The 22,327-nt window shown below is 62.7% G+C and carries 23 protein-coding genes; 13 read left to right on the forward strand and 10 right to left on the reverse strand.

Going from position 1 to position 22,327, the window contains the following annotated elements; genetic code table 11:
- Positions 1–5: 5 nt before the first annotated feature.
- Both SUTH_RS17775 and SUTH_RS20155 read right to left on the reverse strand, forming a co-directional pair.
- The gene (locus tag SUTH_RS17775; RefSeq protein WP_231851067.1) at positions 6–902 is read right to left on the reverse strand and encodes a complex I NDUFA9 subunit family protein; all 897 of its coding nucleotides are present in this window, start codon (positions 900–902) and stop codon (positions 6–8) included.
- Between the two features lie 11 nt (positions 903–913).
- Positions 914–2,869 (reverse strand): lytic transglycosylase domain-containing protein, encoded by a 1,956-nt coding sequence (locus SUTH_RS20155; RefSeq protein WP_070099357.1) that lies wholly within the window; start codon positions 2,867–2,869, stop codon positions 914–916.
- Between the two features lie 43 nt (positions 2,870–2,912).
- Between SUTH_RS20155 and SUTH_RS17785 the strand changes: the two genes are divergently transcribed.
- From SUTH_RS17785 to SUTH_RS17795, 3 genes are all read left to right on the forward strand, one after another.
- The gene (locus SUTH_RS17785) at positions 2,913–3,512 is read left to right on the forward strand and encodes a 5-formyltetrahydrofolate cyclo-ligase (protein WP_041101171.1); all 600 of its coding nucleotides are present in this window, start codon (positions 2,913–2,915) and stop codon (positions 3,510–3,512) included.
- 84 nt (positions 3,513–3,596) lie between these two features.
- Positions 3,597–4,502 (forward strand): HDOD domain-containing protein, encoded by a 906-nt coding sequence (locus SUTH_RS17790; RefSeq protein WP_052473774.1) that lies wholly within the window; start codon positions 3,597–3,599, stop codon positions 4,500–4,502.
- Between the two features lie 6 nt (positions 4,503–4,508).
- On the forward strand, positions 4,509–6,569 hold the full coding sequence (locus tag SUTH_RS17795) for a putative bifunctional diguanylate cyclase/phosphodiesterase (RefSeq protein ID WP_052473775.1): 2,061 nt from the start codon (positions 4,509–4,511) through the stop codon (positions 6,567–6,569).
- 211 nt (positions 6,570–6,780) lie between these two features.
- Here SUTH_RS17795 and SUTH_RS17800 read toward each other — a convergent pair whose 3' ends face one another.
- Positions 6,781–7,959, reverse strand: coding sequence for a MalY/PatB family protein (locus SUTH_RS17800; RefSeq protein ID WP_041101173.1), 1,179 nt, complete (start codon positions 7,957–7,959; stop codon positions 6,781–6,783).
- Between the two features lie 324 nt (positions 7,960–8,283).
- On the opposite strand from SUTH_RS17800, the gene SUTH_RS17805 reads away from it, so the two are divergent.
- From SUTH_RS17805 to SUTH_RS19830, 10 genes are all read left to right on the forward strand, one after another.
- Positions 8,284–9,861, forward strand: a complete 1,578-nt coding sequence (locus SUTH_RS17805) for a DUF4384 domain-containing protein (RefSeq protein ID WP_052473776.1) — start codon at positions 8,284–8,286, stop codon at positions 9,859–9,861.
- A 7-nt stretch (positions 9,862–9,868) separates the two neighbouring features.
- Positions 9,869–10,480: a hypothetical protein gene (locus tag SUTH_RS17810; protein WP_041101175.1), complete on the forward strand. Its 612-nt coding sequence runs from the start codon at positions 9,869–9,871 to the stop codon at positions 10,478–10,480.
- Between the two features lie 89 nt (positions 10,481–10,569).
- Positions 10,570–10,920 (forward strand): hypothetical protein, encoded by a 351-nt coding sequence (locus SUTH_RS17815; protein ID WP_041101177.1) that lies wholly within the window; start codon positions 10,570–10,572, stop codon positions 10,918–10,920.
- Positions 10,907–11,284 (forward strand): hypothetical protein, encoded by a 378-nt coding sequence (locus SUTH_RS17820; RefSeq protein ID WP_148312974.1) that lies wholly within the window; start codon positions 10,907–10,909, stop codon positions 11,282–11,284. The genes SUTH_RS17815 and SUTH_RS17820 overlap by 14 nt, the downstream gene beginning before the upstream one ends.
- A 12-nt stretch (positions 11,285–11,296) precedes the next feature.
- Positions 11,297–12,202: a hypothetical protein gene (locus SUTH_RS17825; RefSeq protein ID WP_171817408.1), complete on the forward strand. Its 906-nt coding sequence runs from the start codon at positions 11,297–11,299 to the stop codon at positions 12,200–12,202.
- Between the two features lie 3 nt (positions 12,203–12,205).
- On the forward strand, positions 12,206–12,514 hold the full coding sequence (locus tag SUTH_RS17830; protein WP_041101183.1) for a hypothetical protein: 309 nt from the start codon (positions 12,206–12,208) through the stop codon (positions 12,512–12,514).
- Entirely contained in the window at positions 12,498–12,818 is a 321-nt protein-coding gene (locus tag SUTH_RS17835) for a hypothetical protein (protein ID WP_148312976.1), read from the forward strand. Before SUTH_RS17830 ends, SUTH_RS17835 begins: the two co-directional genes overlap by 17 nt.
- Before the next feature lie 11 nt (positions 12,819–12,829).
- Positions 12,830–13,441, forward strand: a complete 612-nt coding sequence (locus SUTH_RS18750) for an OmpA family protein (protein ID WP_052473777.1) — start codon at positions 12,830–12,832, stop codon at positions 13,439–13,441.
- A 21-nt stretch (positions 13,442–13,462) separates the two neighbouring features.
- A complete protein-coding gene (locus tag SUTH_RS17845) occupies positions 13,463–13,777 on the forward strand; it encodes a hypothetical protein (RefSeq protein ID WP_084207503.1) in 315 nt (104 codons plus the stop codon).
- A 39-nt stretch (positions 13,778–13,816) separates the two neighbouring features.
- Positions 13,817–14,146 carry a hypothetical protein gene (locus tag SUTH_RS19830; protein WP_041101188.1) on the forward strand — a complete coding sequence of 110 codons (330 nt, stop codon included), beginning with the start codon at positions 13,817–13,819 and terminating at the stop codon, positions 14,144–14,146.
- A gap of 146 nt (positions 14,147–14,292) precedes the next feature.
- Here the strand turns inward: SUTH_RS19830 and SUTH_RS17855 are convergent, their stop codons facing one another.
- The 7 genes from SUTH_RS17855 to SUTH_RS17890 are packed head-to-tail and all read right to left on the reverse strand — an operon-like array spanning position 14,293 to position 22,267.
- Positions 14,293–15,003, reverse strand: a complete 711-nt coding sequence (locus tag SUTH_RS17855) for a YMGG-like glycine zipper-containing protein (RefSeq protein WP_041101190.1) — start codon at positions 15,001–15,003, stop codon at positions 14,293–14,295.
- 23 nt (positions 15,004–15,026) lie between these two features.
- Positions 15,027–18,002: a caspase family protein gene (locus SUTH_RS17860; RefSeq protein WP_171817409.1), complete on the reverse strand. Its 2,976-nt coding sequence runs from the start codon at positions 18,000–18,002 to the stop codon at positions 15,027–15,029.
- A gap of 11 nt (positions 18,003–18,013) precedes the next feature.
- Positions 18,014–18,622 (reverse strand): OmpA family protein, encoded by a 609-nt coding sequence (locus SUTH_RS17865; RefSeq protein WP_041101194.1) that lies wholly within the window; start codon positions 18,620–18,622, stop codon positions 18,014–18,016.
- Positions 18,622–19,107, reverse strand: a complete 486-nt coding sequence (locus tag SUTH_RS17870) for a hypothetical protein (RefSeq protein ID WP_041101196.1) — start codon at positions 19,105–19,107, stop codon at positions 18,622–18,624. Before SUTH_RS17870 ends, SUTH_RS17865 begins: the two co-directional genes overlap by 1 nt.
- A 48-nt stretch (positions 19,108–19,155) precedes the next feature.
- Complete coding sequence (locus SUTH_RS17875; protein WP_084207504.1) at positions 19,156–20,274, reverse strand: caspase family protein; 1,119 nt, start codon at positions 20,272–20,274, stop codon at positions 19,156–19,158.
- Positions 20,271–21,128 carry an alpha/beta hydrolase family protein gene (locus tag SUTH_RS17885; protein WP_041101202.1) on the reverse strand — a complete coding sequence of 286 codons (858 nt, stop codon included), beginning with the start codon at positions 21,126–21,128 and terminating at the stop codon, positions 20,271–20,273. Before SUTH_RS17885 ends, SUTH_RS17875 begins: the two co-directional genes overlap by 4 nt.
- Positions 21,128–22,267 (reverse strand): autotransporter outer membrane beta-barrel domain-containing protein, encoded by a 1,140-nt coding sequence (locus SUTH_RS17890; RefSeq protein ID WP_084207505.1) that lies wholly within the window; start codon positions 22,265–22,267, stop codon positions 21,128–21,130. Before SUTH_RS17890 ends, SUTH_RS17885 begins: the two co-directional genes overlap by 1 nt.
- Positions 22,268–22,327 lie beyond the last annotated feature (60 nt).

A 22,327-nucleotide genomic window follows, 5' to 3' on the forward strand; every position in this document is an offset into this window, starting at 1 on the left:
GCTTGTCAGTTGCGCAGATACATCGGCGCCACGCTTTCCAGCGGCGTCGCCTTGCGGCCGAAGGGCAATGCGCAACCGGCGTCGCATACGCTGGCGACCTGCATCGAGCGAATGTTGTCGCGCGTCATCGGGCCGTTGGGAATGAACTCCATGGCCCAGGCCTGCAGCCACGCAATGCCATGCGGCAGGCCGATCACGGCGCGCGGATGGCCCGAGACGGACGCCGCGTAACTGACCAGCTGGCGCAGGCTGTACTGCGTCGGACCGCACAGATCGTAGCGGGCACCGATGCTGTCGGACCGCGACAGGCTGTCCGCCACGGCGGCGGCAACGTCCTCCACCCACACCGGCTGGAAGCGCGCCTCGGCACCGGCCAGCGGGAAGAAGGGCGCGATCATCGCCATGCGCGCGAACAGCGTAAGGAAGGAATCGCCCCGCCCGAAGATTACCGAGGGCCGAAACAGCGTGAGATCGAGCCCGGCATCGCGCAGCGTCGCCTCGCCCGCCGCCTTGGAGCGCAGATAGCCGGAAGGCGCATCGGCTGCGGCTTTCAGCGCGGAGACATGCAGCACCCGGCGCACGCCGGCCGCCTTCGCCGCCGCGGCGATTTTCCGCGGCAGCTCGACATGGGCGCGGGCGAAGCCCTTGCCGTAAGGCTCGCCTTCGCCGCCCTTGAGGATGCCGACCAGGCTGATCACGGCATCCTGCCCGGCCATCAGCCGGGCCAGCGTCGCCGGATCATGGACGTCCGCGTCGACCACGCGTACGGTGGGCAGCACCAGAAGATGCTTGGCCTTTTCGCGACGGCGCGTCGGTAGCGTAAAGCAACAGTCGGCGCTGGCGGGACGGCGAGCCAGTTCGCGCACGATGGCGCTGCCCAGAAACCCGGTGCCGCCAATCACCAGAATGTTTTTCAGGGCAGTTCCTCCACGCCCTTCTCGCCCTGTCCGCGCGCGCCGATCACGCCCAGCGTGCTTTTCAGCGACTGCGGGCGGCCGGAAAACAGCGTGTTGTAATACACCGCGTTGCTCATGACCTTCTTGACGTAATCGCGGGTTTCGCTGAAGGGGATGGTCTCGGCATAGATTGCGCCTTCCAGGGGGTGTTCCGCGCGCCATTTGCGGGCCCGGCCGGGGCCTGCGTTGTAGGCCGCGGAAGCCAGTACCGGATGGTTGTCGAGCGAGTCGAGCACCATCTTCATGTAGTTGGTGCCGAGCGTGACATTGGTGTCCATTTCGGTCACCCGCGCCGGGTGGAAGTTGCTCAGGTTGATTTTCTTCGCCACCCATTTCGCCGTGGCGGGCATGAGTTGCATCAAGCCCTTGGCGCCGACCGAGGACTTGGCGTTCATGATGAAGCGCGATTCCTGCCGCATCAGGCCATATACCCAACCGTTGTCGAGCGCCAGCTGGTCGGCCTTGGGTCGCACCTGATCGCTGAAGGGCGCAATGTAGCGCAGGCCGTAATTGTGCTGCGCCAGCGTGCGGTCGGCGGTATTGATGGCGCGATCCCAGATCTCATGGCGCCGGGCGAACTCCGCGGCGGCGAGCAAGGCCCTGTCGTCCATGCCGCGCAGCGCCCATGCCCATTCGCGGATGCCTTCGAGGCGCATATCGACGCGGAACAGCGCCAGCGCCCGGCGAAAACCCTGATTCGCTTCGGCGACGGCAAGCTCTTCCGCGCTGGGGGGCGTCGCGTGCGGCGGCACTTCGATCGTGCGGCCCAGCTCCTCGTCGGCAAGATTGCCGTAGAAGTTGGGCTGGCCGCCGATCTTCAGAAACAGCGCACGGGCCTCGCCGGGCTGCCCGCCGGCAGCCAGCGCGCGCGCCAGCCAATAGGTCCAGTCCGGCTGTGCGGCGATGTTGGGCGACATGGCGCCTATCGCGCGGCGCACCGCGCTCCAGTCATGCACCCGCAAGGCAGCGCGCACATGCCACGCCCGCTGCTCTTCGGACAGAGTCGTGCCGACCGCTTTTTCATACCAATCCAGGGCCTCGGGCTGGTGCCGCAGCGCCGTCTGCCAGGCGATCTGGCCCCAGGCGTAGGCGCGTTCTTCGGCGCTGAATTGCGCTTCGATGCGCGACCAGCGTTTTGCCGCATCCTGCGGATCGTTGCGCGCCAGGCGCTGCACCGCGAACAGCGCCACTTCGCGCCCGCCGCGTTTTGCGGCAAAGCCGGCCGGGAGCTTGTCGAAATACCGTGCCGGGCTTTGCGCGATGGATTCCAGGCCGCGTCCGTCGAAACCTTCGCTGGCCGGCAAGTAGGCAGCCGCGCTGCGCGCTGCGCCCACGCGCTTGGCTTCGAACAGCCGGCGCACGCGCTGCCAGACTTCTTCCACCGTCAGGCCGCCGGCCGCAACCATCTGGTCGACCAGCGTCTCGCAGGCTTGCGGCAGATCCTGCCCGCTGTTCCAGTAGGGCCGCACCGAATCCGGGGTGTTTGCGGCCTGCGCCGCGTAGCAACTTGTTTCGGCGTCGGGCACCATCAAGGCCGGCAACTCGCGCCTGAAGCTTTCCCAGTCGCCTTTCTTGCCCATCACGCGCAGCCAGTCGCCGCGCAATTTCTCCGCAAGATAGGCGCCCTGGTAACGGCCCAGATAGTCGGCTACCCCGCTTTCATCGCCATCGTCCAGACGCAGCCGCAAGGCCCAGTATTCGGCCCAGGCCTGCAGGGGATGCCCTTGCAACGCCTCGATCTGCCGCCCCAGACGAACCCGTTCGCCGTTGCGAAAAGCCTCCCGCGCCGACAAGAAAACCGTATCGCCGCGCTCGGCATAAGTCGGCGCTGGCGCCACGGCGATCCCCATGAAGGTCGCGGCGACAAGGCCGATGCGGCATAGAGACGTGACAGAGTTGGGGTTATAGTTCATTTACCGGCTTCTACCTGGCTTGCTCCGACTTCCACGTTAGCACATGGCTGTCCCCTCTCCGTCGACCGAACACACCGCCGATTCCTCCGTTTTTCGCGCTGCGCTGCGACGGGAGAAGCTCGCCGCGCGCATGGCGCTTGAGGAAAAAGCCCGCCTTGCGCTTGCGGCGCGGATCGAGGCGCATCTGGCGCAGCTGCTGATGCCGCTCGCACCGCAAACCTTGGCGTTCTGTGCGCCCGTGCGCGGAGAGTTCGATGCGCAACCACTGGCCACCCTCCTCATTGAACGCGGCTGGCGGGCCGCAATGCCGATTGTCGAAGCGCCTGAAGCACCGATGAGCTTCCGCACCTGGACGCCTGCCACCGCCATGAGCACCGACCGCCACGGCATTCCGGTTCCGACCGGGGGCGAGCTTGTCACCCCGGACATTGTGCTGCTGCCACTGGTCGCCTTCGACACCCGGGGATTCCGTCTCGGTTACGGTGGCGGATACTTCGACCGCACGCTGGCGACACTGGTTCCCCGTCCATTTTCAATCGGCGTCGGCTTCGAACTCGCCCGCGTGGCGGACATCCGACCGCAAGCGCACGACCTGCGCCTCGATGTCGTGATCACCGAAACAGGCATCGTGCGCCATACTTGAACCATTGCAATAACCTTCGATTTCAACGCCCAGCCTTGCATCCGTCACGATTTCAGTGAATCATGACAAAAAGAAAGCCCCCATATGCCTGACGAAAACTTCCCGCTGCTGGTATTTCAGCCCGTGTCCGGCCCCAATCAGGAATGGGCCAGCGTATATGTGCACGGCGCCGAACTGGCCGATGCGGCAGTGTTGGAGCGGCTATTTGAAAAATTCGGCCTGGCGGAAGCGATATCCGGTCTGGCCTGCCTGCTGCCCGCGGGCGTGGTCGAGCGGCTCGATGGCGCCCGGCTGCCGGCCCGACTGGTGGTGCAGGAGGCCGGCAGCCCGCCGCCGACCGCAACGCTTCCAGCCTCGACCGCGCACAGCGGTCCGCAACATACCTTGCTGCTGAAGCTTCTGGCCCAGATCACCCATGATGCCGAAACGCGGGATATCGAAGCCACGCTGAAGCACGATCCGCAACTCTCGGTGCAGTTGCTGCGCCTGGTCAATTCGGTGGCCTTTTCGCCCAGCACGCGCATCAACAGTTTTGCCCACGCGATTACCCTGCTCGGCCGCCGGCAGTTGCAGCGCTGGCTGCAACTCCTGCTCTATGCCAGCCAGACGTCGGGCGGCGCGGCAAATCCGCTGATGGCTGCCGCCGCGCTGCGCGCCTCGCTGATGGAAGGCCTGTGCAAGGCCACGGGAGGCGACCGGACGACACAGGACGAAGCCTTCATGGTCGGCATGTTCTCGCTGCTCGAAGTCCTGTTCGCACAACCCCTCGCCAGCATCATTGCGCCGTTGCGCCTGGCAGAGGAGATCAGTACCGCACTGCTGCAGCACACCGGAAAACTGGGAATTCTGCTGACCCTGGCGGAGGCGGCCGGGGGAGGGCCGGAAATGGTCGCTCCCGCGCTGAAGCAGGCCCGGATCAGCAATGAAATCTGGTGCAAGGCCCAGATCGGGGCCCTGCACTGGACCACGCAGATCGGCCGGGAACAGTAAAGGACAATGGCCACGGCCGATAGCGAACTGGAGGATCTGCGCCAGCAGGCGCAGATCCTCCAGCACATCAACGAATCGGTCATCTCCATGGACCTGGCCGGCTTCATCACCGGCTGGAACAGCAGTGCGGAACGCCTGTTTGGCTACAGCGAGGCCGAAGTCATCGGCCGCCACGTATTGTTTCTCTACGCGGACGAAAGCGAAGAAGACTTCCGTTTCGAGGATGCCTTTCTCAACCGCGGCGGCCGCGAGATGGAGGTGCGCCGGCGCAAGAAAAACGGCGAGATATTCTGGGCCCGGCTCCAGCTTTCGCTATTGAAGGATGATGACGGCCAGCCGAACGGGATCATCGGCTTTCTTTCCGACATTACCGAAAGGCGCGATGCCGCCGAGCAGCTCCGCCTGCACGCACGCATCTTCGAGCAATCGGACGAAGCGATCCTGATCACCGATGCGCGGGAAAAAATCGTGTCGGTCAATCCGGCGTTCACCCGCATCACGGGTTACAGCGCGGATGAGGTCATCGGCGAAACGCCCCGCAAGTTCCGCTCCGGCCGGCACGATGCGGCCTTTTTCGCCAAGATGTGGGAACGGCTGCTCGGCACGGGTTACTGGCAAGGCGAGGTGTGGGATCGCCGCAAGGATGGCGAGATCTACCCGAAATGGCTGTCGATCGGTTCGGTGCGCGATGCCAAGGGTGAAATCACCCACTATTTTTCCATCTTCACCGACATCACGGACAGAAAGCGGGCGGAGGGGCGCATCCACCACCTGGCTTACTTCGATGCCCTGACCGGATTGCCCAATCGCGTGCAGTTCAACCGCCTTGCCGATCAGGCGCTCATGGCATCGAAGCGCAAGGAGGGTTTCGGCGCGGTGCTGTTCATCGACCTCAACCGCTTCAAGCCGATCAACGACACGCTGGGCCACGTCGTCGGCGACAAGGTGCTGCAGGAAACCGCCAATCGCTTCCGCTCCTGCCTGCGCGGCGCCGATATGGTTTGCCGCCTGGGCGGCGACGAATTCGCGGTGGGGCTGTTCGAGATTGCCAGCCGCGATCATGCCGCCAACGTGGCGCATAAACTCCTTGCCGCGCTGGATGATCCCATTGTCATCGGCGGCCGCGAGCTGAAACTGGGCGCCGCGATCGGCATCAGCATTTTCCCGGAAGACGGCATGGACACGGAAACGCTGCTGCGCCAGGCCGACATCGCCATGTATCGCGCCAAGCAGACTGGGCCGGACGGCCTGTCCTTTTTCAGCGAAGACATGAACCAGCGCGCGGTCGATCGACTGAACCTCGAAGCGGGCTTGCGCCGCGCCATCGATCGCGACGAACTGCTGCTCCACTACCAGCCGAAGGTCAGCATCGAGACCGGCGCAATCATCGGCGCCGAGGCACTGGTGCGCTGGCGGCATCCGGAACGCGGCCTGGTGCCGCCCGCCGAATTCGTTCCGGTCGCCGAGGAATCCGGACTGATCGTCCATGTCAGCAACTGGGTTCTTGAAGCTGCCTGCCGGCAGATCCGGCAATGGATGGACGAAGGCTTGCCGGCGATGCACATCGCCGTGAATCTTTCGGCGCGCGATTTCTCCAGCAGCCTGCCGGCGCGCGTGCAGGAGTTGCTGGAACGGCACAAGATCGGCGCCGAATGGCTGGAGCTGGAGATCACCGAAGGCATGCTGATGCACCACACGGCAAAGGTGGTCGCCATGATGGACGAAATCACGGCACTCGGCGTGGCCCTCTCGCTCGACGATTTCGGCACCGGCTATTCAAGCCTTTCCTACCTCAAGCGCTTCCCCATCGATACGCTCAAGATCGATCGCAGCTTCGTCATCAGCATCCCCGACGATGTTGACGACTGCGCGATTGCCGGCGCCATCGTCAGCATGTCCAAGCAGCTGAAGCACAACGTGATTGCGGAAGGCGTCGAATCCGGCGACCAGCTGGCGTTTCTCAAAAGCCTCGGCTGCGACGAAATCCAGGGCTACCTGTTCTCGCCGCCGGTGCCGGCCGAAACCTTCGCGGCCATGGTGCGCGAAGGCAAACGGCTGGCGGCCTAAGGCTCATGGCAGCGAGAGCCACCCGCCGAAGGTGAAACACGCGAAAACGCAGTTTCAGTGGAGGCTAACGCCGGCATCATCGGCGTTAAGCGCAGCGGCCGTAACTAAAAGCGAATTGATCGCCCGCCCCCTACCCCCCTCGCGGGGGGGGGTTACCAGTCGGCGCGCTGCGCGCGTCCATTACCCGAGACTTCGAACAAGGTGTTTCACGTTAAAGACTCGCGGCCCGGGACAAGCGCACCAGGGCTTCGTCGAGCAGCGCGCGCCGCGTGCCGAAATTGAGGCGGACGAAACCCGGCGCCCCGAAATCCGCGCCGTCGGAAAGCCCCAGTCCGTGCCGCTCGAACCAGCGGGCCGGATTGTCGATGCCGCGATCCGCGGCAAACTCGCGCGCATCGATCCACGCCAGGTAGGTCGCCTCCACCGGCCGCATGTCGAGGCCTGGCGTCGCGGCCACCGCCCGCTCGACGGCGCGCAGGTTGCCGCGCAGATAATCGAGCAGGGCGGCGTGCCAGTCGTCGCACAAGGTGAGTGCCGCCTCGTTCGCCACCATGCCCAGGGCATTCACGTGCGGCACGATGCCATGCATGGCCTCGCGAAAAGCGCGGCGCAGGCGGCTGTCGGGAATGACCGCGAAGGCACAGCCGAGACCGGGAATGTTGAAGGTCTTGGACGGCGCCATCAGGGTAATGGTGCGCGCCGCCAATTCGGGGCTTAGCGTCGCGAAAAGTCGGTGCCGGCGGGACGGCGACAGGATCAGGCCGTTGTGGATTTCGTCGGAACAGACCACCAGATCGTGCTTTTCCGCGAGCAGCGCGATCTGCCACAGTTCGTCGTCGTTCCACACCCGCCCCGTCGGATTGTGTGGATGGCAGAGCAGGAACAGCTTGGCCTGACTGCTCTTGAGCACCGCATCGACGGTGGGGAAATCCCACAGCCAGCCCGCCGAGTCGCGCACCAGCGGAGCGCTCGCCACCCGCCGGCCGGAGAATTTCGGCGCCGAAAGAAAGGGCGGATAAATCGGCGTCGCGGTAAATGCCGCATCGCCCGCCGTTCCGACCGCGCGGCAGGCGACATTGAGCCCGGACACCAGACCGGGCAGCCAGACCAGCCATTCGGGGTCGATGGTCCAATCGAACGTGCGGGCGACATAGCCCACCACGGCATCGATCTGGCTCCGGGTGGGCTGGTTGTAGCCGAACACGCCATGATCGATGCGTTGCCGCAGCGCGCTGATGACCGGTGGCGGCGCGGCGAAGTCCATGTCGGCGACCCAAAGCGGGATCACGTCGCGAACCGCCTCGTTCGGACCTTGGCCAGCGGCATATTTCGCCCACTTCACCGAATCCGTGTTGGCCCGATCCAGAACTGCGTCAAAATCAAAGCTCATGTGAATGCATCGACCCGCGGCAAGTGGGAGGCTTCGTCGCACACTATTTACAATAGTGTGACATAAGTCACGCGGCATCAGATCGATCGTCAACCGGGAAAGGCCTTGCGGCGTTCATCGAAAATGCATTTTCGCCAACCGCGCGTTCGCCGCGCGCCCCCTGTGGGAGGTTCGTTGCGGTCCATTGGCCGAATCTGGCATGATGATCTTGTCTGGCTCGTTTGCGCATGAAGGTCTACACTTGCAGCATGGGTTTGAGGGAGGTGTTTGAACATCCCTTGTCGTCGCGTCGCCAATTTGCGTCTTACTGCTAAAGGGGTTGCAATGTCAGTACTTTCGCCAAAGCGTCTTTCGCTGGGTTTTTCGCTGCTGGCTTTTTCCGCGGTTGCCTGCGCCCAACTCGGGCCGTCTGGCCCGGCGGCGGCGGCCACCTCCGCTGCCGGACCGAAAACGCCGGCCACCAAGACCATCACCAATTTCACGCAGGCCCTGCGTTGCATGGATCAGTTGTTTCTGGCCCATGGCAAGCAAGGCATCGTGATTACTTCCGCAGGGGTGCCGGACGAAACCGGCAAGGTCCGCACCGGGACCAAGGAAATGGTCATCACGGCAATCGCGAAAATGACCCTGCAGAGCAATGCCTTCGAATTCATCGACTTCCATGGCGGCGGCGACGATCTGGCGCGGCTGTTCGAGGCTCGCGGCGATGCCGGCCGCAAGATTCCCGACTATTACATTCGCGGCTCGATCACGCAGATGGACGACAACTCGGTGCGCAGCAGCAAGGGCGCCGGGATTTCACTGCCCTTCCTTGACCTGGGCTACTCGAAGGACGAATCCTTCGACCTGATCAGCATGGACATGAGCGTGGGCGAAGCCGCCACGCGCAAGATTCTTCCCGTGACCAGCACCTCCAACACGATGGTCATGGTCAAGGGCGGGAAATCCGGCGAGGCCGGCGGCAAGCTGGGGAAAATCGGCCTGAGTTTCAACCTCGATCTCAGCCGCTCGGAAGGCCTGGGAGCCACCACGCGAACCCTGCTTGAACTCAGCCTGATCGAAACCCTCGGCAAATTTACGCAGGTTCCCTACTGGCGTTGCCTGGATACCGACATCACCAACCCGCTGATTCGCGACCAGGCCCGCGAAAGCTACGACATGCTGCAGGACAAGGAGCGCATCACCTTCGTCCAGCGCAAGCTGGGCGGCAGCATGAATCGCTACAAGGGGCCGGTCGACGGCGTGATCAATGCCGATCTGAAGCAAGCCGTCGGAGAGTATCAGGCTGCCGTTGGCCTGGTGGCCAACGGTCAGATCGACTTCGACCTCTACGCCAGCTTGCTCGACGATATGCAGAACAGCCTGGCCGCCCTGCCGGCCGTCAAGCCGGCAAGCGTGCCCGGCGTTTCCGCGGCCATCGGCGCGCCGCCCGCGGCAGCCGCGCCGGCTTACGTTCCACCGGGCGCATCGGTCCCGACGGCCAACGCCTTCCGCATCAATCTCGATAGCGAAAAGGGGGGGCGTCCGACCTATCGCGTCGGCGAGTTCCTCAGCATGAACCTGTCGCTTTCAAGTGACGGCACGGCCTACTGCTACTACGAAGACAACGCGCGCAACACGGCGCGCATCTTCCCCAACCAGTTCCAGTCAAATCCGACCCTCAGGGGGAACAGCAGCGTACGCCTGCCCAGCGGCGGCTTCAAAATCCGCTTCGACCAGGCCGGCCGCGAACGGGTCGCCTGCATCGGTGCCGACCGGGAACTGGTCGTTCCGAAAGCGTTGCAGGGAGTGCGGGACCTGACGCCATTGCCGGTCAAGTCGGTCGATGAAGTGGTCAACCAGTTCCGCCAGGTCAACCCGAGCGCAGTAGTCAGTCAGATCGACATTACCGTGAATCGCTGAGAAATCCATGAAGCGTGTCGCCGCACCCTTCCTGTTCCTGGTGACGGGAGCCTTGGTGCTCTCGACAGATGCCCTGGCGGCGGAAGAAGCGCGACGGGTCGAACCCGGCGGCGCTTTTCTGCTGGCCGAGATCGTGGTTCCAGCCCAGCCGGACAGTGGGCAGAAGGCCAGGAAATCGGCAGCGGAAGCACGCGTCAAGGCCAAGGCCTATCAGGAATCGGAGTCGGGAAGCCCTGCGATCGTCGTCATTCCCGAGGAGGAGGAAGGACTGCTCGGTCCCCGGCGACAACCGGAAAGCGGTGCCTCCCAGAACCGGGCCAAGGCGCGTTTGTACCAGCAAGGACAAACCCCCGCACAGGTACCGGTTCCGACCATTCCAGGCACCGGAACAAGCACTGCGGATCGTGCGCAGGACAATCGCGCCAAGGCGCGCAGCTACGTTGCCACCGACAACACGGTAGTCATCGAGCGGATCGGAGCGGATGGCATTCCCATCGTTTCCTGCGGAAAACTGGTTTCCAACGTCGCAGGTCATATCGGTGATGACATGCAACCCGGCTCGGTATTTTTCATAATGCGAGACAACAAGCCGTTCAAGGTCCGGTGCGCCCAGCAATAGTGTGTAAAAAGTCACATTTGAGGGTAACCGGGCAATCATTCTGTCAACGTCGGATATCTTGAAGCGTTATTTGCTTTATGAAAAGAGGATTGAAGCTGTTGCCACTTTCGACCCTCGCCTGTTTGGGCGGGTTGTTTGTTGCACCCGGTTTCGCCATCGGGCAGGTTACGGTAGGTGTGCCGGGAGCCAATGTGAAGCTGGAAAAGGGGGCGGGCGGCAACACGGCGATCAGCATAGGTCCGGGCAGCACGGCCAGCAATTCGGCAGGGTCGATTGACGCCGATGTGCAGATGGAAGGCGTGGCCGTGATCAACGATGATGTGTTTATCGACGGCGAAAAGATTCAGCGCGGGAAAACCCGGCACACTTCGAAGAAAACCGGAAAGTCCTATCGGATTCAGTGGGGGAAAAATGGAAACGTCAGTGTTGAGCAAAACTAATTTGCTTGCTGGCTTTGCATCGGTCACCCTTGCAGCGATGCTGGCCATTGCTCCAGCTCGGGTTCAGGCTGAAATCCTCCTGCAGACCAACTCCGGTGTATGGGTTAACGGAACGCAGTTTGCGGCCGGCTTCAAGACCATGCCGGGCGTCGTGGTGGCGCCGGATGCGCGCGGCAACAGCGGGTTCCAGGCACAGCGCGCACTGGCATGGTCTTCCTACCGTCGCGCCGACAGTTCGACGGGGCTGCTGTTAGTGGATCCCGCGGCAAGTGGTACATTGTCGGCGACAACGCCCCGTCAGGCGGCCGTTCGATCCCATGTTTCGCGGGCCAACGCGTATCGACTCGAGTATTTCAAAAAATAGCCGGGGAAAATGATGTCGTTCCAGAAACCAATTATGACTGTGGTTCGTTTCGGATTGTTGATTGCGGCCAGTGCCATTGCACTGCTTGTCCATGCTGCGCCGCCACAACCCGTTGGCGGCAACTTTTCCCAGATTGTCGGCAGCCGGACGGGGCAACTTGCCATCTGGCGATATGCCGAAAATCCGAAAATTTACGTGTTTGATTTTGCCGGTCTGGCGCATCAGGGGCGCAGCTTCAACCGGATCACCCAATTTACCGAACAGCAAAGTTCCGAGCCTTATCCACGAGTCCTGACGGCAGAGGAAATGGCAATGCGGCTTGCGGCCGCAAAACGCTCCGAGTCGGATTTCGCGTTTGGCCACGACGTCATGGTCCATGAACTGGTGACGTTCTTCAATTTTGCGCAGCGCGACAAGGTCCCGCTGAACCCGGACGAAACCGCTGTCAGGGATTTCCTTGTTGCACAAGGCATGATGCGCGACTGGCGCGGCTTCTGGCAGGCTGTCGAACCCAACAATGTGATCCTTTCCATCCCGCAGACCCAGGAAAAAAGCGCCGGCGAGCCCATGATCAACGCCGCGGCCCGCTACGCGATCCTGCTGCACGAGATGGCGCACGGCGAGTACTACACGAACCCGTATTACACGCAATATTGCCGGCGATTCTGGCAGGAATCGCTGTCGGAAGCCCAGCGCGAAGCCTTCAAGGCCTTCCTCGGCAAGTACGGCTATGCCACCGGTTTCGAGGAAATGATGATCAACGAGACACAGGCATACCTCATGTTTACCCCGGATCCGTCATCGTTCAGCGCCCGCAAATTGGGCGTTTCGCAGCAGGAACTTGACGCAATGAGGGACACCTTCCGCAAGGGCAGGCCACCCACCAGTCTGCCCTTGCACTGGAATATTGGAGAGTAAGCCATGAATAAACCACATATCATTGTCGGCCTGGCGCTGCTTGCAATTGGCACCGGGGCCGTAGCTCAGAAAACGCAAACCACGAACATCAAGGGCAATACCGAAATCAACGTCAATACCAATAACACGACCGCTGTCGCGGTAGGTGAGAATGTCGTAGCCAAAAACCGGATTGGTGTCATCCAGGGTGACAAGAAGGGCGACACCAAGATTTCCGTCAGCGCAACCAACGTGACCAACGTGGTGGCCGGACGCAACAAGAAGGCATGTGTCAACATTGGAGCGATTGTCAAAAATGATGAATGTAAATAACCAAATTCTGCGCGTTTGCGCCGGTCTGTTCCTGGGCCTTGCAGTTTCCGTCGTCTCCGCGGAGCCGCTGAACGCCCACTCGAACCAGAAAATCAACAGTGCCAAAGCCAAGGGGTGGAATACCGGTTCAATCGGCACCGACCCTGCTCTCCAAAAGGACGTGGTGAAAATTCAGAAGAAGAAGGACGGTGGCTGCAGCGACGTTAACGTCGGAACCGCACAAAAAGGAAAAACCAAGGCAGGCGAAAAGGCTCCGAAGGACATCGTGGTCGCTACCAAGAACGTTATCAACGTCTGCAAATAAGGAACGAATCAATGAAGACCATTTTTCGCCCGGCGACTTCCGCGCTGATCTCCGGCCTGATTGTTCTGGCCATGGGTAGCGGGCAGGCTGTCGCCGCTGATGACGACGCAGCAAAACTGAAAGAACTCGAGCGCGCCATGACGGCACCCGGCGAGGGCGAGCCCGCCAAGAAAAAGATGCGCACGCGCGCGATCGTTTTTGACAATGCCGGCTCCCCCGCGGCGGCCAGCGCGCCGGCGCCGGCGGCGGCTCTGGATTGTGCGAATCTCCCGCCTGACGTCAAAGCCAACGCGGTCGATTTTGCCATTCAGTTCCAGGTCGGCAGCGCCAAGATATCGCCCACGTCGGAAGCCACCCTGGGCAGCATTGCGAAGATTCTGACGCTTGCCCCGGACCGTTGTGTCCTGGTCGAAGGACACACCGATATCACCGGCAATGCCGACAAGAACCTGGCTCTTTCCAGGGACCGTGCAAACTCGGTGGTGAATTACATTGCCGGCAAAGCCGGTATCGAACGCAAACGTCTGGTCCCGCTGGGGAAGGGCTCCAGCACACCCGCAGCCGGTCTCGACCCGCGCGATCCCAAGAACCGCCGTGTCGTTTTCAAGGTTGTGGCCGGTTAACGGCCAGCCTGGAGACTCAACATGCGTAAGCTCACTTTTCTCGTTGCCTCTGCTTTCGTCGCCCTGCCCGTTCTCGCACAGCCAGTCATGCGCTCCAGCAGCCCTGCGGGTGTGCAGATTCAAGGCGGCGTGGACCTCAAGGCGAAGCAGGACGACACTGCGGCGATCGCGGCAGGTCAGGACAATGAGGCGAAGAATTCAGCCGGCGCCATCAAGGGCGGCACCCAGATCCAGGGCAACACCAACATCAAATCCGAGCAGAAGAACGCAAGGGCTGTTGCGGTTGGCAAGGATAACAAGGCAACAAATGAAGCAGGCGTAATCGGCGGTAAATAGGCAGTACCCACTTTTTGTTAACCCAAAGGAGAAGTAACCATGCGCAAAATTGCAATCATCGCTCTGACCGTTCTTTCCACCGCGGCTTTCGCTCAGCAAGGCGGCCAAGTCAGCCAGAAGGGTGCCCAAGGCACGTCCGGCGGCGTCAACATCCAGGGCAACACCACCATCAAGGCTGACCAGAAGAACGTGACCGCCGTTGCCGTTGGCCAGGGCAACACGGCGAAGAACACCGCCGGCGCCATCAAGGGCGGCACCAACATCCAGGGCAACACCACCATCAAGGCCAGCCAGAAGAACGCGACGGCCGTTGCCGTTGGCAAGGGCAACACCGCTGCCAACGAAGCCGGCGTTATCGGCGGCAAGTAATACAGTCACTGCTGTTGAGTGGCCGGAAGGCGGGGGCAACCCCGCCTTCTTTTTTTGTCCCGATCCCGTCAAGGGTCGGGACGGTATCCCCCGGTGGGATAGGCAAGCGCGACGGGTAGCCTTGCGCCCCCCTCGCTCAAGGAATTTCAGTTGGCCATCGCCAGCACCATGACGCGGCCGTCGTCGGCAAACGCCACCTTGTAGCTGTTTTCCTTGTAGGTCTTGTTGTTGCTGACCAACGCCGTCTTGACCGTGTAGGTCTTGCCCTTGGCGCTTGCCGGCAGCTTGAACTTCGAGTTCGTCTGGTAGCGGCCCGCGCCATCGACCGCAGCAACCTTTTCCGTCTTCTCTTCGACCAGCTTGTTGTTCTCGTCGTAGATGGCGTATTTCTGCTGCACCTGCGGCACCTTGTCGCCATAGCCGATCATGTCGGTGTTAGACGTGAGCTGGATCTCCTTCTGTCCCGAAGCGTCGGGCGGCGCCTCTTTCACCTGCGTGCTGAAACTGGCCGGTACCACGTCCTTCCTGGGCGGTGCGGAGGTCTTGGACGAAGCATATTCCTTGTTGACCTGCTGCGCGCTGGCGATCTTTTTCGATTCGAAGTACCAGCCGATCAGGAAGCCGGCAACCGCACCGATCACGGCACCCTTGGCGCAGTCCGACCCGGTGGCGCTCGCCAGGGCACAGCCGGCGGCGGCGCCGATCAGGGCGCCCTTGGCCTTGTCATCAATGACAAAGGTTCCGTCTTCGTTTTTCTTGAAGCTGCCGTCGGGGTTCGTCGCACAACCGGTTGATGTCGCCAGGAAAGCGATGGCGACAGCGGCAGCGATGGGGCGTTGCAGGTTGCGGGGGCTCATGTCATTTCTCCAATAGGATGGGATTACTTGATTACGATGGCGATCGGCTCGTCAATGCCGTGATCGCTGATGAAGGGCCGCTGCTCGTTGTTCGACAATTCCTTGACCCGGCGCGTGACATAGCGCTTGAGCCCGGTGGGATAAACCAAATTATCCTCCTTGTCCGCCGCCTTGCCGCGCAAGCCTTCGATCAGTGCCTTGGTGAAGAATCCGTTTTCATCATCCTCACCGGATTTTTCCTTGCCTGTGGACGAGGCAAAGATGGTGACGCCGCGCTCATCGTCGATCTTGTTGATCATCTCGGTGGCGTTCGACGCCTTGCCCGACGCCTGGTTGGTCAGGGCGCCGGAATAGCAGGCGTCGAGGAAGAACATGGCGCGCCCCGGCAGGCTTTGCAGGGTGCCGACGATCTTATCCCCGGGCACCCACTCCGCCGACTTGGCGGCCATGCCCCCCGGTTTGAAGGGAATGAAGTAATACGACTTGCCCTCGGCAATGCCGTGACCGGCAAGGAACAAAACACCGGCATCCTTCTCCTTGACGTTCGCCTTGAGCCAGTTGAGGCCTTCGATGATGCCATCCCGCGTCGCCATCTCGTCGGTGAGCATCTTGAATTCGAGCTTGTTGTAGATTTTTCGAACGCCGGCCGGGGGATGGGCAATGCGGGCCATTTGCGACTTGAAGGCGTTGGCGTCCTTGACCGGACTCACCAGGTCATTGGGCGCCGGGTATTTGTTGATCGCCACGACCAGCATGTAGAGCGTTTCATAGTCGGCCTTGTCCCTCGCGGGAGGTGCCGGAGCCGCCGTGACGCGACTCACCTTGACAACGACCGGATCCGACTTGGCATTGCGGTTTTCGGCGATCAGCAGGATCTCGGCATCCTTGCCGGGCGGCACGCGCACCTGGATTTCCTGAGGCTGAACTTCGCCTTGCGCGCCGCGCTGCGTGACGGGCTTGATGCTGCGGTCGAGGCGACCGTTGACGCGAACCTTGATGTCCTTCACCGGGGCATCCGGCGGGGTGCGCACCGCATAACGCACCTTGACCAGATCGCTGCTGGATTCGACCTGGCTGTCGGACTGCAACTCGATGACCGGCGGCACGATCTCGACCAGCTTCGCAGCCGCGGCGGGCGCCACCGGCACGGCGGCGGCCTTCGGCATTGCCTTCGCGGGCGGTTGGGCGCGTGCTGCCGGCGGCGGCTCGGCATTCGCGGCTTCGAGGGCCGCGAGATCCGCCTGTGCCAGGCGCAGGGCTTCCTTCTCGTCTCCCGCGGCAAGCAACTTCTGTATTACGTCGGGACGATAGAGTCGATCGCGAAAGCGGCCCGCCGTGAAAAAGTCCGCGGACTGGTTGAAGGCGCGGTTGAGGTGCCAACCGACCAGATTTTCTCCACCGACCGAGGTGTCGTAGTAGCCGGAAGGCGTCCAGACGATCCAGCGCTCGCGGTCGGCATGCACGAACAACGCCATCTGCTCGGCACCATCGTTGAGGCGCAGCCAGCGGATGCTGCCGTCGCCCAGTCCGGCGACCACCCAGCGGCCGTCCGTGCTGACGTTCACGGCCCACGCCGCGGCCGGTACGCGCCGCTCCCAGAGCACCGCGCCATCGCTGCTGAAATGCCTCAGGAACCATTCGCTGCCGAGGACAAAACTGCGATCGCCCGGCCCCATGGCCAGACTGCGCGCCACCTCGCCGGGGCGCAAGGACAGCGCGCGGCCATTGACGCGCGGCGCAGTCGAGTTCTTCCAGTCGGCGTTATCGCCACGCGTTCGAGGGGCGCTCGCCTTGTCCGGGGGCGATCCGCTTTTCAGGCTGCCGGCGGCGAGATCGAAGACCATGCCGCCAGCCTGTGGCGAGAAACGAAAGGCAACTGTCTCGGCGGTCGGATTGAGCCGGAAGCTGTCGCCCGCATCGCGAAAATCAGCGCTTTGGGAGCGATTGGCCGCCTGGGTTTTTCCCTGCGGGTCGAATACCGCCCACGCCGGCTCCGCCGAAGCTGCCGCAACGCTGCCATCCGGCAGGCTTGCCAGCCCCATCACCGTATTGCTGAACTGGCCGATTTCGCGCTTCGCGCCGCGACCGTTCTGGCCGAACGCCAGCACCGGAAAGCGGCCGCCGCTGACATGGCTGCCCGCCGCAAACAGCGTGCTGCCGTCGGCGGACCAGGCGACGCGGCCAAGATTGCCGCCCTTGAGTTCGATGCTGTGAACCACGGCGAGGCTGGTCGCGTCGAGCAGATCGACGCGGGCCTGATCCTGATAGCCGACGGCAAGCGTGCGGCCATCGGCGGAGAAACTCACGCCATAGGGCTTGCCGCCGGGCGCCTGTTTGCGCGCCATGCGTTCCAGCCCCTTGGGTCCTATCCTGTAGATGCGGATGGCGCCGTCGATGCTGGCCACCGCGAGGCGACCGTCGGCGGCAAACTCGGCGCCGAAGATCGCCTCGTTGAACTCGGGATCGGCGCCGACAAACTGCAGATTGCGGCGAAACACCCGCAAGCCTTCCTGACGCAGGCCGATCGCCAGATACTGGTTGTCCCGCGACCATGCAAGTTGCGTAATCGGCGCCTCCATGCCGGTCAGCGTGCTTTTCGGCGGCACGCTGGCGCTGGTGCGGTCGAACAGATGCAGCAGATGGCCGCCACCGCCGTCAAAGGCCGAATTGCCGCCCAGGGCCACCGTCCGTCCGTCCGGTGAAATCGCGGCGGCATACACCGCACCCAGGCTCTCGGCGCCGATCGGCGGACGCAGCACCGCGACAGCCTGGCCGCTGCGCGCATCCCACAGGCGAGCCGTCTTGTCTTCGGAAGCGGTGACGATCCAGCGTCCGGATGTGTCGGCACTGATGCGGGAAATCAGGCCCAGATGGCTGCCGGTCTCGATCCGCAGCACCGGCTCCCTTGGCAAAGTCGGCGCTGCCGGGACGGCGGCCGTGAAGCCGAGAGCGGCGACGCAAAGGCCGCGCAGCCACCATGCCAAAGCGGGACGGGACACCGGATGCGCTTTCATCTGACCAGCATTTCGACGCGCCGGTTGCGCGCTTCCGCGACCTCATCCGCAGTGGCGACCAGCGGCTCGCGTTCGCCACGCCCCGAAGCGCTGATGTTCTCGGCCAGGAAGCCTTGCTCGATCAGCTGGGCGCGAACCTTTTCGGCGCGGCGCAGCGCCAGTCGATCGTTGTCCGTTACCGATCCGACGCGATCGGTGTGACCCACGACGATCAGATCCGGGGCCGGGCGCTTCTTGATTTCGGCAAAAACGTTTTCAAGTTCGCGTTGGGATTCGGCGGTCAGGACGTCGCCGCCCTCGACAAAATACAGTACGAAGCGGGCAGGCGCCATGGGCTGCGCATCCAGCGCTTCCTTGTACATTTCCCTGATCTCGGCCACACCCAGTTTGGCCGGAGCCGCTTCGCCGCCGCGAACCGTTGCGCTGGCATTGGCCTGGTCAAGCGTCAGCGGGCTTCCCTGGCGCGGCGTGACGACCATCCGGCCGGTCTTGCCGTCACCATCCGGAAGGACGGAGAAATGCTCGCGCGGACTGCCGCAGGCAGCCAGCAGGGCGACGGTCATGGCCGCGGCGAACGCACGGAAACAAGGCGCGGGAATGTTCATCACTTGTTCTCCTCGACATTCACCATGAACTGCCGGGCATTGCCTTTCACTTCCGCCTGCGGCGTGCTGATCTTCACGCTGTCGGGAGCGCCCTGCGCCAGATTGCCGGCCTGCAGCGACACCGTTCCTTGTTTGACAAATGCATCGAAGGCGCCCAGGTAAGTGGTCGGATCGTAGTTGAAGGTCTTCAATTGAACCTCGCCGGCCGGACCCATCGAGAGGGTCGAATTGTCGGCAAACATGAGGCCGACCGAGCCGTTGGCTTCGGTGATTACCGCATCCCCGACCTTGAGGCGGGCACCGACCGGGGAAGGAAACCTCTGGCCGCCGCGCTCGATGCGCACGATCCCGCGCGAAACCTTGACCTGCGCCACCCAGACTTGCGCCGTGGCCCCGGCGGCGCTCGCCTGGGCAACAACGGGGGACGAGAAAGCCAGACCGAGGATCGCGCTGCAACTCAAACGGCCGAGCCAAGTGATCTTCATTGCGGAAGCCTCCAGAGCGGGAAGAAGAATTCTACCCATTCCGCCTGCCTATTTTGGCGCCTGAAAGAGAAAATCCCCGCCCTCGACATGGCCGGCCGAAACCACCGCGCCGTATTGCGGCTGCTGCGGATATTCCTTGCTCACATCCTTGCTCACCACGTTCCAGATTTGCGCGCCGGGCGTGAGGCTGCCGCTGGCCTGGAGTGTCTTGATCAGGTTCCAGGCAAAGATCGAATGCCCTTCCTTGCCCTCGTCGGAAACCGGCTCGTCGGCACCCGAGGAAAACACCAGCACCGACCGCTGCTTGAGGACCTCTTCCGCCTTGAGCTCCCGGCCTTGCGTCACCTTCTGCTCCTTGGTCAGGCTGCCGGAATAGCAGCTGTCGGAAATCAGGATCAATTGCCGGGCGCGTATCGCGGCGAGCAGCTTGGAAATGTCGCTGTTGGAAATCCAGCCCTGGGCGGTCTTGACCGAAGCATCGACCGGAATCCAGTAGCCCATCTTGATGTCTTCCATCAGGTAGCCGTGGCCGGCATAGAACAGCAGCACACTGTCATCGGGTTTGGCTTCAAGCGCCATGTCGTTGAGGGCTTCGATGATCTTCGCCTTGCCCGCATCCGGAACGATCCGGGTTTCGAAACCAAAGCGGGCCCGCAGCACATCGGCGATTTTCGACACGTCGGCAATCGGGGTTTCCAGCGGAGGGATCGGCGCCGCATAGGCGTTATTGCCGACCAGTATGGCGAAACGGCGGCGTACGGGCGCTTCGGCCACCGGGACGACAGGCGCCTGCGCCGCGGGTTGGGGCGTGCTGACGGCGGGCGCAACCGGAGTTGCAGCAGCAACGGGAGGCACAATGGGAGCCGCAACGGGCGCCGGCACAACGGCGGCCACCGGCTCGGGTCGGGCCAGACAGTTGCCACCCTTGGGGCTCTGTCCCGCCGGGCATTCCGGCACATCGGCCGCCGCCGGATTCTTGCGCAACTCCTCCAGCGCCTCGCGATAGAGCAGGGTGCGCGCCTGATGCCGCTGCATCTGGATCGCCTGAAACTGTCCCATGCCCGGAATGCCGCCCATGAACGCAGGCGGACGGATCATCTGCGCGTGAACCATCGGGGCCATCGATATGGCGGCCCAAACCAGCCAGTACGACACTCGCGATTTCATTTCCCCACCTCCCGACCCGTCACCCGCCCCAACAGTGTGCCCCAGTCCCGCGCCCAGCAGCACTCGTGGTCAAAGCCGGGGATCACCTCCAAGTCGCCGCCCTTGCGGCGAACAAAGCTTTCGACAATCGCCGCCGGAACGATCTCGTCCTTGCCGCCGACAAAATGCCGGCTTCGCGGCAAGCGAACATTCTCGCGCAACTCGGCCGGATCGAGCGATCCCGTCAGCACCGACGCCTTGTGCCAAGCCGCCCACTCCGCAACTGCCAGCGGCGCGGCAACCGTGACGAGCAGATCGACATCGTCGCGTCGCGCGGCCAGCAAGGTGGCCAGCACGCCGCCGCCCGAATATCCGACCAGACGAATTCGCCGTGCCGCCAGCGCCGACTTCTGCCGACTGATCGCCGCATCGTAGGCCTCGACGACTTCCGGCGCAAAGCGCCGCTCGGTCCAGTACGCGCTGTCGCAATTTCGCAGCGCCACCGCATCCAGGTACTGGCAGGGACGCCCCAGATAGACCACCGCTGCGGAAGGATGGGCAGCTGCCAAGGCCAGCGATACAGGCTTGGTCGGCGTCGGGTCGCGTGGTGGATGGTAAGGCGTAGTCCAGGCGGCACCGTCGCCTTCAATGTAGATCGTCAACGTATCGCCCGGCACCGATGGTTTGCGCACAAACGCGGTGAGACTGAACGCCCCGGCCTTGACCGCCGTTTCAGTGAAGCCGTGCTCACCGGCCCATTGAGCGATCTCACGCGCGCCGCGAAACGAGTCCGACGTGCTGCAACCGGACAAGGCCGCAAACAAAAAGGCCGCGCTCAAGAGCGCGGCCCGGATCGGGGAGCCCCCCGGCAGCATCAGAAGCGAACGTTGATGTTCGCCATCAGCTTGTTGTTCTTGGCACGGCTGCGCCCTGTCTCCTGCTCATAACCAATGCCACCGGTCATCGCATTCTTGATCGAAATGAAATTGGCGCCCAGCGACCAGACGAACGCACTCTTGCCCATCGCCGTGGCGTCCTGCTGCGCCGCTGTTGCAGTGCTCGAACGATCATCCGCGACGTAAGCAAGGCCAAAATAGGGCATCACACCGTTCATCCAGTAGGCAGCCTGACCGGCAATCCGGAACTGCCCCACTTCATTGGTGACTTTGGTATTGGCCAGGGTGGCCCCGTTGTTCGTGGTGTCGGCGCCCTTCTCCTGACCAAACAGGTAGCTGCCCTTGCCGGTCAATTGCCAGTTGCCGCTCCAGCGCGTATAGCCAATATTGGTACCGTAGAAGAAGCGCTTCGTATCAGTCTTTACGGTGCTGTCGACCGTGCTCTTGCCGTTGCCCCAGCCGATCGTCGCGTCAAGCGCCCAATCCTTGTTGATCTGCCAGCCGAGATAGGGTGCATAGGTGTAGCCGCTGGTGCTTACCGATTTGGAGGCATCCGGAGCGGCCAGGGTGTAGGACGCCGCCGAGCCCCGGCCATGGTCGAAGGCGAGCGAAAGGCCGATGGCCAGGTTCGGCGCGTATTGATAGTCGCCACCAAGCACGAAATTGTCGATGCGGTTGTCAAACTTGTTGGTCCGGTCGGCGCCGTTGAAGTTGTAAGTGCCGCGGTCATATTTCGCGTCGGCCTCGGCAACACTGGCCCAGACGTTCCACTTTCCAGCCGGATTGCCGGCAGCCAGACCTTTGCGTTCACCGGAATCACTCACCACGCCGGGCGGTGCAGTCAACGTGGCGCCACGGTTGCTCACATTCGACGAAATTGCCAGCATCTGCTCCAGAGACGTGGCCTGGATGCTTTTCGCACCTGCCGCCGTGTTGGCACTCGAACCGAAGCACTCCGGATGCGATCCGGTAATCAATGCCTCGCACGACGCACTGCCGGCGCACGCATTGAAAGAAGCAATGGCGCTGGGGCAGGTTGTTGCATTCGCCATCCCGCTCGCGCCAAAAAAACCCGCCGCCATGCCAGTTGCCAACACATATCTAAGCTGCTTGATCATATTCGCCTCCACAATAAATTGATTCCTGACCAGATTCCAAAATCACGCCGCCACGGAGAA

Origin of the sequence: Sulfuritalea hydrogenivorans sk43H, assembly GCF_000828635.1 — a bacterium.
In the GTDB taxonomy this organism is placed as follows: domain Bacteria; phylum Pseudomonadota; class Gammaproteobacteria; order Burkholderiales; family Rhodocyclaceae; genus Sulfuritalea; species Sulfuritalea hydrogenivorans.

Bases quoted from the DNA above. Each gene is read 5' to 3' on its own strand.
- SUTH_RS17835 (WP_148312976.1), top strand. From the start codon at position 12,498: ATGATGAATGTAAATAACCAAATTCTGCGCGTTTGCGCCGGTCTGTTC.
- SUTH_RS17855 (WP_041101190.1), bottom strand. From the start codon at position 15,003: ATGAGCCCCCGCAACCTGCAACGCCCCATCGCTGCCGCTGTCGCCATC.
- SUTH_RS17885 (WP_041101202.1), bottom strand. From the start codon at position 21,128: ATGCTGCCGGGGGGCTCCCCGATCCGGGCCGCGCTCTTGAGCGCGGCC.
- SUTH_RS20155 (WP_070099357.1), bottom strand. From the start codon at position 2,869: ATGAACTATAACCCCAACTCTGTCACGTCTCTATGCCGCATCGGCCTT.
- SUTH_RS17805 (WP_052473776.1), top strand. From the start codon at position 8,284: ATGTCAGTACTTTCGCCAAAGCGTCTTTCGCTGGGTTTTTCGCTGCTG.
- SUTH_RS17890 (WP_084207505.1), bottom strand. From the start codon at position 22,267: ATGATCAAGCAGCTTAGATATGTGTTGGCAACTGGCATGGCGGCGGGT.
- SUTH_RS17825 (WP_171817408.1), top strand. From the start codon at position 11,297: ATGTCGTTCCAGAAACCAATTATGACTGTGGTTCGTTTCGGATTGTTG.
- SUTH_RS17795 (WP_052473775.1), top strand. From the start codon at position 4,509: ATGGCCACGGCCGATAGCGAACTGGAGGATCTGCGCCAGCAGGCGCAG.
- SUTH_RS17875 (WP_084207504.1), bottom strand. From the start codon at position 20,274: ATGAAATCGCGAGTGTCGTACTGGCTGGTTTGGGCCGCCATATCGATG.
- SUTH_RS18750 (WP_052473777.1), top strand. From the start codon at position 12,830: ATGAAGACCATTTTTCGCCCGGCGACTTCCGCGCTGATCTCCGGCCTG.
- SUTH_RS17790 (WP_052473774.1), top strand. From the start codon at position 3,597: ATGCCTGACGAAAACTTCCCGCTGCTGGTATTTCAGCCCGTGTCCGGC.
- SUTH_RS17785 (WP_041101171.1), top strand. From the start codon at position 2,913: ATGGCTGTCCCCTCTCCGTCGACCGAACACACCGCCGATTCCTCCGTT.
- SUTH_RS17865 (WP_041101194.1), bottom strand. From the start codon at position 18,622: ATGAACATTCCCGCGCCTTGTTTCCGTGCGTTCGCCGCGGCCATGACC.
- SUTH_RS17810 (WP_041101175.1), top strand. From the start codon at position 9,869: ATGAAGCGTGTCGCCGCACCCTTCCTGTTCCTGGTGACGGGAGCCTTG.
- SUTH_RS17845 (WP_084207503.1), top strand. From the start codon at position 13,463: ATGCGTAAGCTCACTTTTCTCGTTGCCTCTGCTTTCGTCGCCCTGCCC.
- SUTH_RS17800 (WP_041101173.1), bottom strand. From the start codon at position 7,959: ATGAGCTTTGATTTTGACGCAGTTCTGGATCGGGCCAACACGGATTCG.
- SUTH_RS19830 (WP_041101188.1), top strand. From the start codon at position 13,817: ATGCGCAAAATTGCAATCATCGCTCTGACCGTTCTTTCCACCGCGGCT.
- SUTH_RS17870 (WP_041101196.1), bottom strand. From the start codon at position 19,107: ATGAAGATCACTTGGCTCGGCCGTTTGAGTTGCAGCGCGATCCTCGGT.
- SUTH_RS17830 (WP_041101183.1), top strand. From the start codon at position 12,206: ATGAATAAACCACATATCATTGTCGGCCTGGCGCTGCTTGCAATTGGC.